The organism is Enterobacter sp. RHBSTW-00318 (genome assembly GCF_014101375.1).
Lineage (GTDB): Bacteria > Pseudomonadota > Gammaproteobacteria > Enterobacterales > Enterobacteriaceae > Enterobacter > Enterobacter ludwigii.
The window spans coordinates 1,703,778-1,718,919 of record NZ_JABXQH010000001.1; the positions used below are offsets into that span (position 1 = coordinate 1,703,778).

At 54.0% G+C, this 15,142-nt stretch carries 24 protein-coding genes; 1 reads left to right on the forward strand and 23 read right to left on the reverse strand.

What is annotated here, in order from left to right; translation table 11 throughout:
- Positions 1-23: 23 nt before the first annotated feature.
- The 6 genes from HV157_RS08550 to HV157_RS26235 form a co-directional block, all read right to left on the reverse strand.
- Positions 24-1,016 carry a phage minor head protein gene (locus tag HV157_RS08550; protein WP_182378479.1) on the reverse strand — a complete coding sequence of 331 codons (993 nt, stop codon included), beginning with the start codon at positions 1,014-1,016 and terminating at the stop codon, positions 24-26.
- Complete coding sequence (locus HV157_RS08555; RefSeq protein ID WP_182378481.1) at positions 955-2,400, reverse strand: phage portal protein; 1,446 nt, start codon at positions 2,398-2,400, stop codon at positions 955-957. The genes HV157_RS08550 and HV157_RS08555 overlap by 62 nt, the downstream gene beginning before the upstream one ends.
- Positions 2,401-2,411: 11 nt before the next feature.
- Positions 2,412-3,884, reverse strand: a complete 1,473-nt coding sequence (locus HV157_RS08560; protein WP_182378483.1) for a terminase — start codon at positions 3,882-3,884, stop codon at positions 2,412-2,414.
- Positions 3,884-4,399 (reverse strand): hypothetical protein, encoded by a 516-nt coding sequence (locus HV157_RS08565; RefSeq protein WP_045621971.1) that lies wholly within the window; start codon positions 4,397-4,399, stop codon positions 3,884-3,886. The genes HV157_RS08560 and HV157_RS08565 overlap by 1 nt, the downstream gene beginning before the upstream one ends.
- 165 nt (positions 4,400-4,564) lie before the next feature.
- Positions 4,565-4,783 (reverse strand): hypothetical protein, encoded by a 219-nt coding sequence (locus HV157_RS08570; protein ID WP_182378485.1) that lies wholly within the window; start codon positions 4,781-4,783, stop codon positions 4,565-4,567.
- 57 nt (positions 4,784-4,840) lie between these two features.
- Positions 4,841-5,185: a hypothetical protein gene (locus tag HV157_RS26235; RefSeq protein WP_249420777.1), complete on the reverse strand. Its 345-nt coding sequence runs from the start codon at positions 5,183-5,185 to the stop codon at positions 4,841-4,843.
- 119 nt (positions 5,186-5,304) lie between these two features.
- Between HV157_RS26235 and HV157_RS08580 the strand changes: the two genes are divergently transcribed.
- Positions 5,305-6,425 (forward strand): IS3-like element ISSen4 family transposase gene (locus HV157_RS08580; protein ID WP_180245966.1). Its coding sequence is split into 2 segments (ribosomal slippage): positions 5,305-5,563 and positions 5,563-6,425, totalling 1,122 coding nucleotides; the frame shifts between segments, so codons are not numbered across the junction.
- A 58-nt stretch (positions 6,426-6,483) separates the two neighbouring features.
- Here the strand turns inward: HV157_RS08580 and HV157_RS08585 are convergent.
- The 17 genes from HV157_RS08585 to HV157_RS08660 all read right to left on the reverse strand — a co-directional run bounded on the left by HV157_RS08585 (position 6,484) and on the right by HV157_RS08660 (position 15,073).
- Complete coding sequence (locus HV157_RS08585; protein WP_182268651.1) at positions 6,484-6,924, reverse strand: lysis protein; 441 nt, start codon at positions 6,922-6,924, stop codon at positions 6,484-6,486.
- 32 nt (positions 6,925-6,956) lie between these two features.
- Complete coding sequence (locus tag HV157_RS08590; RefSeq protein ID WP_182268283.1) at positions 6,957-7,400, reverse strand: lysozyme; 444 nt, start codon at positions 7,398-7,400, stop codon at positions 6,957-6,959.
- Positions 7,384-7,725 carry a phage holin, lambda family gene (locus HV157_RS08595; protein WP_172703114.1) on the reverse strand — a complete coding sequence of 114 codons (342 nt, stop codon included), beginning with the start codon at positions 7,723-7,725 and terminating at the stop codon, positions 7,384-7,386. Before HV157_RS08595 ends, HV157_RS08590 begins: the two co-directional genes overlap by 17 nt.
- Positions 7,726-8,085: 360 nt before the next feature.
- Positions 8,086-8,895, reverse strand: a complete 810-nt coding sequence (locus tag HV157_RS08600; RefSeq protein ID WP_150343991.1) for an antitermination protein — start codon at positions 8,893-8,895, stop codon at positions 8,086-8,088.
- The gene (locus HV157_RS26240; protein WP_249420776.1) at positions 8,895-9,011 is read right to left on the reverse strand and encodes a hypothetical protein; all 117 of its coding nucleotides are present in this window, start codon (positions 9,009-9,011) and stop codon (positions 8,895-8,897) included. Before HV157_RS26240 ends, HV157_RS08600 begins: the two co-directional genes overlap by 1 nt.
- On the reverse strand, positions 9,008-9,619 hold the full coding sequence (locus HV157_RS08605; protein ID WP_182268282.1) for a recombination protein NinG: 612 nt from the start codon (positions 9,617-9,619) through the stop codon (positions 9,008-9,010). Before HV157_RS08605 ends, HV157_RS26240 begins: the two co-directional genes overlap by 4 nt.
- Positions 9,612-9,782, reverse strand: coding sequence for a NinE family protein (locus HV157_RS08610; protein WP_182268281.1), 171 nt, complete (start codon positions 9,780-9,782; stop codon positions 9,612-9,614). The genes HV157_RS08605 and HV157_RS08610 overlap by 8 nt, the downstream gene beginning before the upstream one ends.
- A complete protein-coding gene (locus HV157_RS08615) occupies positions 9,782-10,237 on the reverse strand; it encodes a YbcN family protein (RefSeq protein ID WP_182268280.1) in 456 nt (151 codons plus the stop codon). The genes HV157_RS08610 and HV157_RS08615 overlap by 1 nt, the downstream gene beginning before the upstream one ends.
- Positions 10,238-10,465: 228 nt before the next feature.
- The gene (locus tag HV157_RS08620) at positions 10,466-10,720 is read right to left on the reverse strand and encodes a hypothetical protein (RefSeq protein WP_063139440.1); all 255 of its coding nucleotides are present in this window, start codon (positions 10,718-10,720) and stop codon (positions 10,466-10,468) included.
- Positions 10,720-11,454, reverse strand: coding sequence for a DUF551 domain-containing protein (locus HV157_RS08625; protein ID WP_249420775.1), 735 nt, complete (start codon positions 11,452-11,454; stop codon positions 10,720-10,722). The genes HV157_RS08620 and HV157_RS08625 overlap by 1 nt, the downstream gene beginning before the upstream one ends.
- A 3-nt stretch (positions 11,455-11,457) precedes the next feature.
- On the reverse strand, positions 11,458-11,652 hold the full coding sequence (locus tag HV157_RS08630; protein WP_182268279.1) for a diguanylate phosphodiesterase: 195 nt from the start codon (positions 11,650-11,652) through the stop codon (positions 11,458-11,460).
- A 2-nt stretch (positions 11,653-11,654) separates the two neighbouring features.
- A complete protein-coding gene (locus tag HV157_RS26245) occupies positions 11,655-12,122 on the reverse strand; it encodes an ead/Ea22-like family protein (protein WP_249420774.1) in 468 nt (155 codons plus the stop codon).
- Positions 12,119-12,319, reverse strand: coding sequence for a hypothetical protein (locus tag HV157_RS08640; protein WP_182268278.1), 201 nt, complete (start codon positions 12,317-12,319; stop codon positions 12,119-12,121). Before HV157_RS08640 ends, HV157_RS26245 begins: the two co-directional genes overlap by 4 nt.
- Positions 12,316-12,615: a protein ren gene (locus HV157_RS08645; protein WP_182378486.1), complete on the reverse strand. Its 300-nt coding sequence runs from the start codon at positions 12,613-12,615 to the stop codon at positions 12,316-12,318. Before HV157_RS08645 ends, HV157_RS08640 begins: the two co-directional genes overlap by 4 nt.
- Positions 12,615-14,048 carry a DnaB-like helicase C-terminal domain-containing protein gene (locus tag HV157_RS08650; RefSeq protein ID WP_182268277.1) on the reverse strand — a complete coding sequence of 478 codons (1,434 nt, stop codon included), beginning with the start codon at positions 14,046-14,048 and terminating at the stop codon, positions 12,615-12,617. Before HV157_RS08650 ends, HV157_RS08645 begins: the two co-directional genes overlap by 1 nt.
- A complete protein-coding gene (locus HV157_RS08655; RefSeq protein WP_182268276.1) occupies positions 14,038-14,934 on the reverse strand; it encodes a DNA replication protein in 897 nt (298 codons plus the stop codon). The genes HV157_RS08650 and HV157_RS08655 overlap by 11 nt, the downstream gene beginning before the upstream one ends.
- Complete coding sequence (locus tag HV157_RS08660) at positions 14,927-15,073, reverse strand: hypothetical protein (protein WP_023306333.1); 147 nt, start codon at positions 15,071-15,073, stop codon at positions 14,927-14,929. The genes HV157_RS08655 and HV157_RS08660 overlap by 8 nt, the downstream gene beginning before the upstream one ends.
- Positions 15,074-15,142: the final 69 nt, after the last annotated feature.

A 15,142-nucleotide genomic window follows, 5' to 3' on the forward strand; every position in this document is an offset into this window, starting at 1 on the left:
TCCAGCAGGTATATTTTACCAAATTACTTTTCGGATGACTTCCAATTACTCCGCTCTTTACTTAATTTCTCGGCAAGACCTTCGTTGTAAAGTTTGCCTTCTTCGTCAAGCAGACAAGGGATATTGGCACAGTAACAGTTATAGGAGTTGCCATCCTTCGAATAGAACTCTGAAACCTCATCAGTGGTGTACGTTTTCCCGTGTCTTGCCCCATGAGTCACCCTCGTGGTCGGTTTAAGTGCGGAAATCCACAATATCGCAGTGTTCAGACCCAGGCGTTCTTTTGCCCAATCAACCTCATTGCGCTGCGCCTGCCTTAAGGCTCCAACTTGCTCCGTTTGAGCTATCGTTTTGGCTTTGGACATACTTACGTCCAGGCGTTTACTAATAACCTGAGCGGCATCCCTTGGCGACACGCCGCGCGCCACTGCATCAGTGATGATGTTGGTCAGGTCGCCGCGGGCAGTGTCGCTGATGACCTTCCAGTCACTGAACGTTGTCAGCCTGGCCGCAGATATCTGGTTCAGATAACCCGGGCTGATTAAAAGCTGCTGTAGCGTCGTCTGGCTGGCGTATATCTGCGACTGCACCGACAGGTTGGTGAAGGCGTTTAGCGTGCCGCGGTAATATTCCGCAATGACGTAATCCATCGCCCAGATGTTCTGGCTGCCACCTTCCAGCAACTCGTCATCCAGTATCGACTGAACCACCTGCAGCAGGTCGGCCAGTTGGGCCGCCGTCATGTCGTAGATGTACTTACCGGCGTTCACCTGGTACAGCGAGGGTTCCGCTCCTTCGTTGTTGCACAACATCCATGACTTTTCGCCATTGGTCTCACGCTGCCGCCCGGTAAGGCGCTGATCGAATACCTCTTTGAGTTGGCGCTTGATGTTCAGATACCGGTCTTCGATATCATTGAACATCCGGCTTACCTGCCGTGATGACTGCGTAGGGTCAGCTTTGTTGCGCGGTACGATTGGCGTCCCGATTCTCATCTTTTGGGTTGAGAGGATCATCGGTTGTTACCTTTTGTTGGGGGTCTGGAGTCTTAACCTCTTTGCGCGGCTCCAGCTCACCAACCGCGCGGATTTCGTTTTCATCCACTGCCGGTGTGCCGTATGCCTGCTGGGTATCTTTCGCAACTGCAGCCATTGCCTGCATGTTGGCAATCTTCTCTTTCTCGCTCGGCGCGAGCAGATCTGACCATGCCAGCGTGACCTCTCCGGATGATGGCGGGTCAATGACACCAACCGTCCATAAGCGCTCAAGCACGCTCTCGATCACCGTTGACTGGAATCCCCAGCGGCGGCCGTTACAGCGTTTCGCCCAGTCCGTTTTGTCCTCATCGGAAGCAAGTCGCCCCGTCTGCTGACCAAACAAGATGGTGAACGGACACTGAATCGAAGATGCAAACTCGTTGGCGGCCACTGTCCATGTAGGAGATGGATCGGCTGCTGCTACGGAAAGCACCGACGGCGTGCCAGCCTGCATTACCAGGGCGGCATCAGTGCCACGGTTCATCTTGGAGACTTTGTCGTTAAGCGCCTCGCCAAGGTCTTTGTAGCCAGCGTCTGTGGCCGCCTTTGTCAGGTTCGCAATGTTGGTTTCTTTGTCGAACGCAATCCCGAGCTGGCGACTGGCATTCTTCAGGAACCCTTCGGCACTACCACCAGATACCTTTTCGAGGTCGAGAAGTTTGTTGTAGCCTGCACGCAGGAATGGCACGCCAGACAGCATATTTTCGTCTTCAGAGCCTTCGCAGAGAATGATGATTCGCTCTGGGTGTACGGTAACTCCGCGCACCGGGCCATAGGTGCCATCATCACCGACTGGCTGCTCATTGAAGTTGTACGAAACTGGCTGGCCGTACGTTTCTGAAAGCGTGTCGGTATCGAAGTTGCCTGGCTTGATCTGCGATTCCCACGCTGGGATAAGCTTAACAATGGCCTTGTCTTTCAGCCGTGCCACAACCGACCTGTCTACCGGTTCACTCCATTCTCTGCCGTCACGGAACTGAATGAGCAGTGCCGAGTACCGGCCAACGAGATTGCGACGATCCGCATCCTTGATTTTCGGCCAGTGCTTCTTCAGCAATTTGGTGGCTGACTTTTCCCAGGCGGTTGTCTCGGTTGACTCCTTGCCGTCGTCGCCATCGATTATTGTGGGGTTATCCGCCCAGCAAGAATCAAGAAGCTTATGCACGGCGGCAAACGCCACCGCGTTTCGCTCATAGGCCCGGTAGTAGCGGTCAAACTCAAGATTGTTTGGATAGCCAAACTCATCCCACAGCTTCGTGCGTTTGGTATTCCCTGGCTGGCCTGCGTACAGCATGCGCTGCCGCCCGATAGCATCAGCAAGGGCGTTCACGAGGAATGAAACCTCGCCTTGTTGTTCACTCACTGATGAGCTCCTTAGAAGAATACTGCGCCGACCTGCTTGCGGTTGTTCTTCGCTACAGCAAAGTAGCGGAAGCCGTCAGCGCCGTGTGATGTAAAGTCATGAAGCGGTTTATCTTTCCAACACCCGCGCTTGTCGTCCCACTCCTTGCGGTAGCCCTCGAGGTGAGATATGCCCTCGGCACACTTCTCTTCATCGAATACGCAGGACGGGAGGATTTCACGCACCGACTCAATGCCTGTATCGACGCCAGTTTTAGGCACGACGTTGAATGTCATCGAGTACACCTGGCCGTCAATTTCATAGCCTTCCTGCGCAAGCTCTTTGCGCGATTTGGCGTCAGCGCCGAACTCGCGGTTTTCGATGTCGTGCGGTCCCCAGTGCTCACCGTACTCGTAGCCGCGATCTTTCAGCACCTTCATGTAGTGCCTCAGGCCTTCGCCGGAGTTTTCGTAATAGTCGATGACATGGAACTCTTCGCCAACCTCGCGAACGAACCAGATGGCCGTGGAGTCGCCCACCCCGATATCCCAGAATGTATGAACTGGCAGGTGTGAGTTATCCGGTATTTGACCGATCCGCTTATTGGTGTAGAGCCAGCGGAACTGTTTGGCGTAGTAAGCGCCCTCGACCGACTGCTGGAACGCCTCGGCCGGAATGGTCGGGTATTCGCGCTTCATGTCGTCGCCGAGGGTTTTCTCTTTGGCGTAGTACCAGGCTTTCTGGCGTTCATTGACGACTACGCAGTGCTTCGCTTCCATCTCAGCGAAGTATTCCAGCAGGCGCACCGGCAGTGCTTCGACCGGGTCGATTGCGTACTGTGGGTTCTTCCACCAGGAGAAGAAGAAAAACTTCCAGTCCAGCGCGGATAAAGGCTTCCCCTGCAGCAACGCTTTCTCTGCCGTCTGGCAGTAATCGAAGAAGTAACCCGCCCGGCCCTCGGCTGTGCTCTCGATAGTAGCGAAGCATCCAGTCGATACCGCCTCAAACGCACCAGTGACGATCTCACGGGCTTTGTCAGGATACTTGGCGCATATCTTCCCGAACTCGGAAACGTGCAGGTAACGCAGCGTACCGCCACGAAATGAAGTGCTAACGTATAGTGAGCCGCCCTTCTTGAAGACGAGCTCGCCGGAAGAGTCATTGCTGGACGGGTTGGCCGCCTTTATCTCTGCAGGCAGCTTATCGTATGCGTACTTCACCTTTTCGCGGAACAGGCGCTTTGCGTCATTCAGCGTGTGGGCAATCAGCGCGCACTTCGCCGACTCGAACAGGGCCGCGTCGAGCTGGATGATGCACACCTCTGTGGTGAAACCGAGCTGACGTGCTTTCAGGATGATATTGCGGGTGTGGATCCCCTCGAAGTATTCCCTCTGCTCAGGCGTCATCCTGAACCGCGTAGGCTTTCCCTCTTTGTCGGTGATCCAGTAAAGGTTATTCAGCCGCCATTCTTTGTCTGCCAGAAGCTTGAGGTGCTCAGGTTTCATTACGCCCCCTGAGACAGTGAATCCATCAGGTTAGACAGGTCATCAACCGTCTTATTGCCTTCTTCGGTGTCAAGGTTATACGCCTTGCGCTCAGCGTTTATCACTTTGATTTGAGCATCAACACCGGCTGTAATCGAACGAGACATTGAGGCGTGATTTTCTTCCGTGATATCTGCATCTTCGAGGAAGTCGCGGAGCTTATTGGTGATGCCGCGCCATGCCGCCAAACTTTCCCGATGAGCCATGACTACAGCGGCAGCCTCATCGGATGCCTGGTCAATAATCTGCTCATCAGTAACCACTGGTGACTGGTTACTGTCTTTGGTTACCGACTTGGTTACCTTGGCCTTGGTTGCCGCCCTGACCTTCTCTGTCAGGTCGCGCTGCCATCCCTCTTTGTTTGCTCTCTTCAGGATGGTGGCGTGGTTAACGCCATGCTTTTCGCCGATGGCCCTTACTGACAATGAACCAGCCCGGTAAGCCGATTCAATGGCCTCCCAATCTGGTTTGCTCATTGGTTACTCCGTTATTTCTTTACAGGCTCATACTTCAGCTTCTGGGTAATGCCATGCTTGACGAGGAAGTTTCTCACCTTTTGGTAATCAGGCTCGCAACGCATCATCAGGCAGAACACTGTCAGCGTCCTGAGGTAGACAGGAACCCACCACCTGCTTTTGATTTCAACTGACAGTCTGCACATCGCCATTGGTTTCTTCCTCGGTAGGAACTGGCGTGAACTCCACACGCTTTACATCAGCAGGAGCGAAGTACAACCACTGTCCCGTTTCCGTTGCCAGCGGCACAAAGCCATTAACCAGCTCAGGCTGACGGCGGGACATCTTGCCCGTGAAGCTTTCGCCTGTTTGGGTGGTTAGCGTGATTTGGTAGATGTCGGGCATGTTTTCACCTTCTTGCTGATGCCATGGCGAACAATAAAGCCTGCGACCTTGTCGTAATCAGGTTCTTGTCGTGTGGTTAGGCAGAATAATGTGAGTGTCCTGATATAAAGCTTCACCCACCACCGTGTTTTGATTTCTAGTTGCAAGGTAGCCGCCATGTCTTTCAATCCTTACTTTTCCGTGAAGGGTTTTATGCACCAACTCGCCATCCTCAATGAGTGGTTGCCCATCATTGGTTGTGGCAATAACGATGACCTCACCCTTCTCATCGTCAGCGGTTAAGCATCGACTCACCTCAACATCATCAAGGTAAACAGTGATTCGCTCACGACCAGGGTTAATTTTGATGCCGGGATCGTCGTCAAGTACGGTAAGGCGCATGGTGATACCTCTGCTTGTCATTATCGAAGCCCCTCTGTGAAGGGTTAGCCATTGCAGCTGAACTCTCCATGACCTGCTCCCCGTTGATTAGTACACCCCGATGTTAGTAATGTCTTCATAAGCCACATGAGGACATCCCCATGAAGAAGCGTTTTTCCGACGAACAGATCATCAGTATTCTCCGCGAAGCCGAAGCTGGGGTACCCGCCCGTGAACTCTGCCGCAAGCATGCCATTTCCGATGCCACGTTTTACACCTGGCGTAAGAAGTATGGCGGTATGGAGGTGCCTGAAGTTAAGCGCCTGAAGTCGCTTGAGGAAGAGAACACCAGACTCAAGAAGCTGCTTGCCGAAGCCATGCTGGATAAAGAGGCGCTTCAGGTGGCTCTTGGGCGAAAGTACTGACGACAGACCAGAAGCGGGAAGCCGTGATGTTGATGTGTGATGCGACCGGTCTGTCGCAACGTCGTGCCTGCAGGCTTACAGGTTTATCCCTGTCGACCTGCCGCTATGAGGCTCACCGTCCGGCTGCTGATGCGCATTTATCAGGGCGCATCACTGAGCTGGCACTGGAGCGCAGGCGTTTTGGCTACCGTCGTATTTGGCAGTTGCTGCGCCGTGAAGGGCTTCATGTTAATCATAAGCGCGTGTACCGGCTTTATCACCTCAGTGGCCTGGGCGTAAAACGCAGAAGACGTCGTAAAGGGCTGGCAACAGAACGTCTGCCGCTGCTCCGTCCGGCGGCGCCCAATCTGACCTGGTCGATGGATTTCGTCATGGACGCACTTTCCACCGGTCGCAGGATCAAGTGTCTTACCTGCGTCGATGATTTCACAAAGGAATGCCTGACGGTCACTGTTGCCTTTGGGATTTCAGGCGTTCAGGTCACGCGTATTCTGGACAGCATTGCACTGTTTCGAGGCTATCCGGCGACGATAAGAACTGACCAGGGGCCGGAGTTCACTTGCCGTGCACTGGATCAATGGGCCTTTGAGCATGGTGTTGAGTTGCGCTTAATCCAGCCGGGCAAGCCAACGCAGAACGGATTTATTGAGAGCTTTAACGGACGATTTCGCGATGAATGTTTGAATGAGCACTGGTTCAGCGATATCGTTCATGCCAGGAAAATTATTAATGACTGGCGGCAGGATTATAACGAATGCCGCCCGCACTCCACGCTGAATTATCAGACACCGTCTGAATTTGCAGCGGGCTGGAGAAAGGGTCATTCTGAGAATGAAGATTCCGGCGTTACTAACTGAGTGTTGTATCTAATCGTGGGGGCAGGTCAGCTCTTCTATTCTTAGTGCGGGTTGTCCATCATTTCAGGCACTGTGTGTTGATGTATTCCTGCAGCATCTTCAGTGATGCTTGGTCGCTGATGATTCCGGAACGGATACCGAGAACGTTTCGTCCAGCAACTGGAGAGAGTTCGACGGTGGCATCATTGCCCAAGCCGGTGGTGCTGGCGGTTTCTGTTGAGGCTGGCACTGGACACTTTCCTTTGACGAGCACCCGGCCACCATTATCAAGCTTGCGCTGAAGAGCATCATTTTCAGCTTTAGCATCGTCTAATTCCTTCGTGTATTTGGCATCCAGTGCAGCAACGTCACGCTGCCGGGTTTGCATGTCTTTGATGGTGGCGTTCGCTAGGCTGAGCTTCTCAATGGCCTTATCGCGCTGGTCTTTGTAGGTGATAGCGTTGTCGCGGTAGTGGTTCACGAAGAACGCCAGCACGAAGATTAACGCCAACACCAGCAACTGCAGCCAGTAACGTTTTACCAGCGCGCCAATCACGACAGGAACAGAGCGCGCTCCGCCTCACGCCGACGGGTCAGCCCATTCAGGACTTTGCCACCAGCTTTATTCCAGTGCAGGAACTCATCGGCAGCGCCAGCGTAATCTCCGGCGTTGAGTTTTCGCAGGAGAGTAGATGTCGACAGTGACCGGGCGCCGAGGTTGTACGTGAACGACACCAGGGCGTCAAATTGCCCCTGAGTCATTCCAACTTTGACCAGGCGGGACACGTCACTTTCGTAGCTGACCAGCCCGGTCTTCAGCAGACGCTCTGCCGTTTCCTGCTTAATCGTCATCCCGGCGCGGATTGGTTTCCCGTCGACAGGCTGAGTCCAGCCATAGCCGATCGTCCAGACGCCGACGCTATCCTGGTAGGCGGTGAGCTTGCAGCCTTCGAACTGCTTGATCAGGGCAATGCCTTTATCACTGGTTTGCATCACCGCCTCCAAAGCGAGAATTAAACACCCGTGCAGCCATAACCTTCACCTGCTCTACGCCAACAAAACCGAGTGCGCCACCTATAGCAATCGACAGGGACTGCGGAAGGTTGAAGTAATCAAGAGCCGACACAGCAGTAAGGGTCAGAGCCCCGCAGATTGCCCCCTCAAGTAGCATTTTCTTCCATCCGCCACCACCGTAAGCGATTCGCAATGCGGCCATGGCAACCGATAGCAAGACGGCACCCATCGGCGTTTCACCACGCCACCAGCTGTGGAGTAGTTCGATAAACTCCGTCCAGGAGTGGGGATCGTTATGCATTTTCATAGTCTCTAACCTCCGGCTTAAAAGCGGGGGCTGTGTGTTTAAAGGGATCAGGCCCTCGGTACGATTTAACAAGTAGGCGTGTCGATGATGGTTCCCGGAGCCTGAAAATAAAAAAGCCAGCGACAGGCTGGCAATGTGAGGGTAAGGCAATGTCGGCTCTCTGGCCGAAGGGTCCCAGGTAGTGGGTTCTGTGTGCGGCGTACCGCAAATAAAAAAGCCCAAGGCATTAACCTCGGGCTTGAATTTTTTGGCTTCGGAACGACTGAACGGATTCCCAGCGTTAGAGATGAATCTATCCAGTTTTTCCGCGAAATGCAATACCTATTTCCTATAAATTTTCAATATTGTGGAAAATATTTTTCATCTAGTAACTTTTGAGAGAATAGAATCGGCCATAGACTCCTGTTTGTGGCATTCGGCAACCAACTCCTCAAAGAGCGGCTGAAGTTGCTCATATGCTGCTGTTTTCTTTATCTCCGCTACAGTATTAATGCCCTCAATTACCGTTGAGAACTTCAGTCTGGCGTAACCTCTACCTCCGCAGCGGTCACAGGCCTTCATCACCGGAACGCCCTGCCGATCGCTTTCTGCCTTATCCAGCACCTTACCTTTGCCATGGCAGCGACACGAATTGCTGATAACGCCTTTTCCGTTACACGGCTTGCATTTGACCCGCACCACCTCCCGCGCCTGCGCCCAGCTCTCCCAGTCACTTGGGCGAACGGCCCGCGACATTTTCGACCAGTACGGCGGTTTCCCCCATGGGTATGAGACCTTGTTGGTAAACACTTGCGCCTCTGTAAATCCGCCACCATCACAGCAATCACATTTTCGAGTGCTGGCAGCACTTCTTGAATAATCCTGGTATGCAAAAGCGCAGAGAACCTTAAGCACGCCTGACCGAGCTGATTCATCGAGTTCAGACAGTGCTCTGAATTTACCTGATAACTTACGTGCCTGCTCATAGAGTCTCTCCAGTGCTATATCTGGGCTGCTAATGCCGATTTTCGAGAGGTAAAGATCGAAACCAAACCCGCACTTGTGACCGGCAAGGCCAAGCGCCGCCATAACGTCAGTGCCGGTGAGACTGTCTGATGCGGTTGCGCGAGGAGAGTCACTGAACATCGGTGATTTAGGCGCAAAGTATTTAGCGATTGATTCGAGGTTCATTATGCGGCTTCCTTCTGTGACTGATTTGTTTTGGTCTTGCTGTGCTTTGCTACTGGCGGCATGCTGGCGCGATTAACGCTTTCTGCCTGGTACCGGAGGAAGTCGTGGTGGTTCATGCGGCCTCCTGCTGTTTGAGTGCGCGAAGGTCTGCCCGGGCCTTGGCGCGGATGCCATCGAGCTCTTCTCGGGTGTATCGGTGGGTTTCATTGTTGGATTCCAGCGCCAGCACGCGTTCTTCGCCGATCAGTTCGACCAGCGCTGCGCGGTACGCCTCGATGTTCCCGGATTTGTGGACGTTGCAGGCGGAGCATTGGAGCCAGAGATTGTCCGGGTTAAAGCGAAGCTGTGGTGCTGCGGCCGTGGTGCGGTAATGCCCGGCATGCCAGGCAAACGCGGTCTTGGTTCCGCAGGAGATACAGCCGTGCCCGGCAGCCAGCAGCATTTCGCGCCGCCAGTCGTTGAAGGCGCGTTGAGTCATCTGCACCCAGTGGCGGATTGGCTTCAGCTCGTTACGACGTGCAGCGCGGCGTTGGCGCCCTTCCTTCTCGGTTTCCTTCTGCTCCTTAATTCGCTTAGCCGCGGCTTTCACCTTCTCCTTTTCGCGTTCTTCCATCGCGAGGATTGCGCCGTGCTCCGGGCAGCACCAGCGGATCCGGATGTCGTGGAATTTAGGCACGAAGTATTCACCGCACACTTTGCACTTACGGCGGGGTGGTTTACGCATGCTTCCTCCGTGCCGCGAGACGCAGCCATTTCTGATCCACTAGGCGGGCGGTGTAGTCCTTCAGTGTCGGGATTTCGGACGGATTAACCGCGACCTTACGCTTGCGGCGCGCCGGAACGCGGAAGATTTCGTTGGTGATGACGCGGGAAAGTGGAGTAGACATCAGGCCTCCTGCTTATCGCGCAGCTGCTGGTACTCGCAGCTCTGCGGAATGGTCAGGTGGCATCCAATATTCATCGCCCAGGCTTCGACTTTGCACAGGAAGATGTACATCTCGCCGGTTTCCAGCTCGGACGTATGGCGCAGGGATTGCACGCTGGTAACCTCTCCGGACACGACGTCTACCCTGTCCTTGCTTTCGTAGCCGAGATAGGTGTGCTTCATCGCGTCTTTGACCCATTCAGGCGTAGCGAAGGTCTTGCCGCGGGTGATGAGGTATTCGCTGATTTCCGTGTACCACATGTGGCTGAGAGCGTTCTGCGACAGGCTGCGCTTCTCGCGCCACGGCTTAACCTGAAGGCGAAAGCATTGCCCGGCATCAAGCAAGGGCTGAATCTGCTGACCGATGGCCGCGAAGTTACCGCGATGGAGTTTGATTCCGTCTACTGGCAGAGTCATACGGCCTCCTTAACGGAAACCGCAGAATGCAGAAAATCGCAGGTGCATTTCTGCATCTGTGACAAGGTGAGGAGTTCAGATTGTGGTCGCATTTAAGTCCCCTTAAATGCGCAGAAGTCACCAATGGGTGTTCAGGCCATCAGCAAAGAAAGTATGTACGGTTGATTCAACAAAATCAACTCAAGAGAAAGGCCTCCGAAGAGGCCTGTTTGTTATGCGTCGAATGGGTTAGGCATTATGTGATACCACTGATGGCGAACTGAGTGGGCAGGCGACACCGATAGGATGCTTACCATTGCAGATAAAGCACCGCATCTCGCTAAGCACCTGAGGAGAGGTAGTGATCGTCTTCGGAGGATTACCCTCGCTCAATGCATCCCGGAACGCGACCGCTACAACCTTCCCGCCCAAAGCTTCCATATGGGCATGTACTGGCGGCTCCTTGCCGTCTTCGAACTCAATGACGAAAGTAAACTTGCCCATCACTTCACCTCCTGCTGCGGTGCTGCTGGCAGCGGCATCCAGTGGGTTGGCTTGCAGTAGCAATCAAAGCCGTGTCCGTGTGCTGACCCGCCAACGTACGTTGCCATCTTGATTAATGGATCATTACTTTCCGGCGCGTCTGGACGGTACGCCAACACTTGTTCCCCTGCGGAAGGCATCCGCTCAACGCAAGCCACCCAACCATCCGGAATCACCGGAGAGTTGCCACCCTGAACAGTAGGCATATCCGGACCTTTGCGAATCGCCCTGGCAAGTTCGATTGGGTCGTCGTACAACCAGTCACTTGTTTGCGGATGATTGGCTTCTGCCAATTGTGCAGCCCACTCCAGGCCGTCTTTGTGTCCTTGCAGATAGTCCAGCGGTAACTCATCACTATTACTTACAGGTTCGGCCTGAAGCATGGCGGCGCGATAGGCGTTCCAGCCAACAGCTTTTCCGTGTTCAAACGCGCTGTCAAAGTCATCATCCATTTCCATCGCAGCGGGCACAGATACCGGCGCTGGCGGGACTCTATACAGTGGAATTCGTGCCCGTTCAGGAACGGAGTCCCCCTCTGATATTTCATACCACCCCCAACGTGCCTCGTGATAGAACTCGCCAACAGGCTCCGCTTCCATCCCCGCAAGCGCCATGCGTGCCAATGCAGATGCATCACCACACTGGACGTGATCGGTTTCAATGATGTGCTGTAATTGTTCTTTGGTGAATGTCATGGGTTAGTCCTCTGCCTGCACGATAATTTCCACATTGATACTCATCACGCCAGCATTAACGCTCATCTCCGTGGCATCTGCGTTAATCATGTATTCACCGACTACCAAAGCCAGCAACTTGAGTGATGCGCCTGTATCGCAGCCTGTTAGCTCGTTGACAAGGTCCACGACTTCTTGCATGTGATCGCCCATTCTCATACTCACTCCCCCTCTATCTGCAATTTGATGCCAGCGGCGGCGCAGGCATCTTTAAACTTCACCTCACATTCAAGGCGGCATGAGTTGTAGATGGCTGCGAGGTCACTATTATTAAATTCCTCGTCAACGTATTTACCTGCTGTTGCGCGCTGCGGCAGCTTCACGGTGAGCGTTCTGGCATCAAGCGAGGCGATGCGCATACTACCGTCAGCGATGACGCTCTCGTAATACTCGCGTTGCTCAGCAATCCGCTTCTCTCCGGCTTCCAGTTCATCCAGCAGCGCCAGCACGGTAGTGGGGTTTGCTGCGGAGTTCAACGCGTTCAAGGCAGTGATATCTGCATCAAGCTGAGTTCCTTCTGCGAGTGAGATGTCGAAAATATCGTCAGGCGGCATAACACTAAGGCGCTCATGTGCACCAACTGCTGCCTCAGCGATTTCACGTAATGCGCGTTTGTCGATGTTGCTCATTGGGTGGCCTCGCTAGTTAACTTTTCGAGAATGGCATCAAGAGCCTTCCGTTTTCCGGCATATCCGCCACCAACCCACTCTCCACGAAGCAAGGCGTAATATTTTCCGTCGTCTTCGTGATACGGTCCTCTGATAGACCAGTCGGTTGTGATGGCGTCGATCGCCTTTTTAGTTTCTGCGAAATCCATCATGCTCATACCCCTACCCTCCCCCAAACCATCAATACTCGCTTCATCGCCGGACTGTTGCGGCACTCCTGAAATATTCCGTTGGTGCAGCTGCGCGCGGTGCCATCCTGTTCTTCTGGCGTCGCCAGGCGATAAGTCACCGTTCGCCAGACCTTGCTCACCCGGACAATCTTGCGGGCCCGCTCCAGGTCGATAGCGTTCTTCGTGATGCAGTTGATAGTCATGCCACACTCGGCGGCCACATCCTTCGCAGTGAAGGTCCGGTGCGTTTCGAGATAACGCAGAATTGCCTGTTTGCCTTTCATCAGTAGCCCCCTTTCTTTTTCGGCTGCTGCTCACGCCCGCGGCGTTCTGCGGCGGCGGCCTGCTGGTCTGTGTCGTAAATTGCCCCGTTGAACTGATTGCAATAAACCGTGCCGGTACTGCCGTGGCGGTTGAGACGCAGGATTAACTCGGTTTCGCCCGGTGGCACGCTGTCATCGAAAGCACCTTCCCGGTGGATGCCAACCCAGTAGTCGCAGTCCTGCTCAATCTGCCCTGTGTCGCGGGAATCGCTCGGCAACGGGCGTTTATTCACTCGCTTCTCCAGTTCGCGGTTGAGCTGGGTCAGCAGCACGACGACGCAGCCAAGCTCTTTGGCGAGGTTCTTCAACCCTTTGGTGATCATCCCGTAGGCCAGGTCATTACGGTCTGCTTTTTCGGCGGTCATCAGCGTCAGGTAGTCAACCAGAATCATGCCTACGCAGCCTTTCTCGCGCTTAATTCGACGGCATTCGGTAACGATATGCGCAAGTGACAGGCCGGGAGTGTCGTCGATGTACAGCATGTCGATTTCACTCAGTCGGCCGGCTGTAGCGATCGCCTTCTTAAAGTCGCCGTCGTAGTCTCCCTGGTACTGATCATCGGCGCCATCCGTGGCGGGCATGTAAAAAATGCTCGGATTTACGCCGGACTTCTGACCAACCAGTTTTTCGAGGATCTGGTCGCTCGGCATTTCCAGGCTGAACATCAGCGCTGGCTTTTTCTCACGAACCGCGCAGTTGATCGCCATCTGACCGTACAGGGTTGTCTTGCCCATCTTTGGCCTTGCGCCAATCACGAACAGAGAGCCTTTAACCAGACCTTTCGGCGCCAGCAGCCGGTCGAGTGACGGGATGCCGGTGCTCATGCCGCGCTGTTCGCCTGAAGGGTCAAAGCGTTTCTCCAGATCTGCTACCCAGTCATCCATAACCTCGCCGAAAGACCTCAACCCCCGACGACTGCCGGTTTTTGAATGGTCTGCGAGCTGGGTGAAAATACCCTGAATGGCCTCGTACTTCTGCGTGGCGCTCATGCCGTTGCGTGAATACAGCAGCTCAGTAGCTTCGGTCAGTCGGCTGATGCCATAGCGCTCCATTGCGGCTTCGCGGACTGATGCAGCGTATGCCACGATGTTTGCAGCGCTCGGTGTGTTTTTTGCGATCTGCGCGATGTAGGCGAAACCGCCGATCTGCTCCGTAAGTCCTTTGCTTTCCAGAGAGTCGAAAAGCGTCAACCCATCGACTGGCTTGTTAGCTCGGAACATGTCACGTAATTCAGCAAAGACGATCTGATGAACCCGGATGTAAAACGACTCAGGCTTGAGCATTGCCAGCACTTTTTGAACACGCTCGCTGTTGTCATCGTCCAGCAGGAGTCCGCCGATGACGCTCTGCTCCGCTTCGACGTTGTGGGGTACGGTCAGGATTTCAGAGGTCATCACAGGCCCCCTCGCGCGTCTTGGCATACACATCCACGTTCAGGAAGTATTCGAGAGCCTTGCGGCGCCATGTGCGTCCCGTGCGCTGGTCTGGGCGGTTCTCCAGCATCCAGCGGCAGTTAGTGGCGATGTAGCTCAGATACGATTCCCAGTCGCTCAAGGTGAACTTATGGCCGTCGAGCTGCTGAGTTACTTTCCCGGCCTTCTGCCAGAAGGTGCGGATCAGAGCACGCCGCTTGTCAGTCAGTATCCTGATGCTCTGGGCTTCAGGCAGTACGCGATGGTAAACCTCGACTACCTGCTCACAGCTGAGAGAAGGTTTTTTCTGCTCTGGTTTTTCTGCTGCTGATGCACACTCTCTTACGTTAGTAAGAGAGTTATTTAATATATTGTTATCTGTGGACACTGGCTGGACATCGGCTGGACACACATCCTCCACAGGCATTGGTACTACTGCGTTTGCGCTGGACACCGGCTGGACATCGGCTGGACAAAAATTTGACTGATATTCGTCATATTTGACCACTTTTAGAACAGTAAAACGGTTGTTCGATTTGGTGGTGATCATGCCCAGGTTCTGGAATTTACGGAGCAGTGATTTAACGCGATCAGCGGTCAAACCCGTTTCCATTGCCAGTGTGTTGCGCCCGGTAATGAACTCTCCGCGTTCGCAGATCACATCGCCGACATCAGTCGATACCATTGTCTGTTCGTGATTAGCGCGCAGGAGCAGGTGAACCCATAAATGAGCCGCCTCAGCGTCCTTGTAGAACGGCACATCCATAATTTTACGGTGCAGCAAGGCAAACCCCTTACCGTCATTCGTGCGCGGTTTCTGGAGCCTTCTGGCCTCTCTGGCTTCGGCTAAATTGGATACGTTACCCACGGCCACTCTCCTTACGTTTCAGTTCTTCCAGGATGGCGCGCATCTTCTCTGCCACAATCGGGTTAACCGAGCGGATGAAGCGGTCGCGGGTAATGTTTTTATGTACAGCGGTATGGAAATAGCGTGGTTTTTTTGCCATTATTCCTCCTGCAATGAGTGCACACGATTTGCATCTGAAGGCCAGTTCTGTTCGAGCAGACTGGCTTTC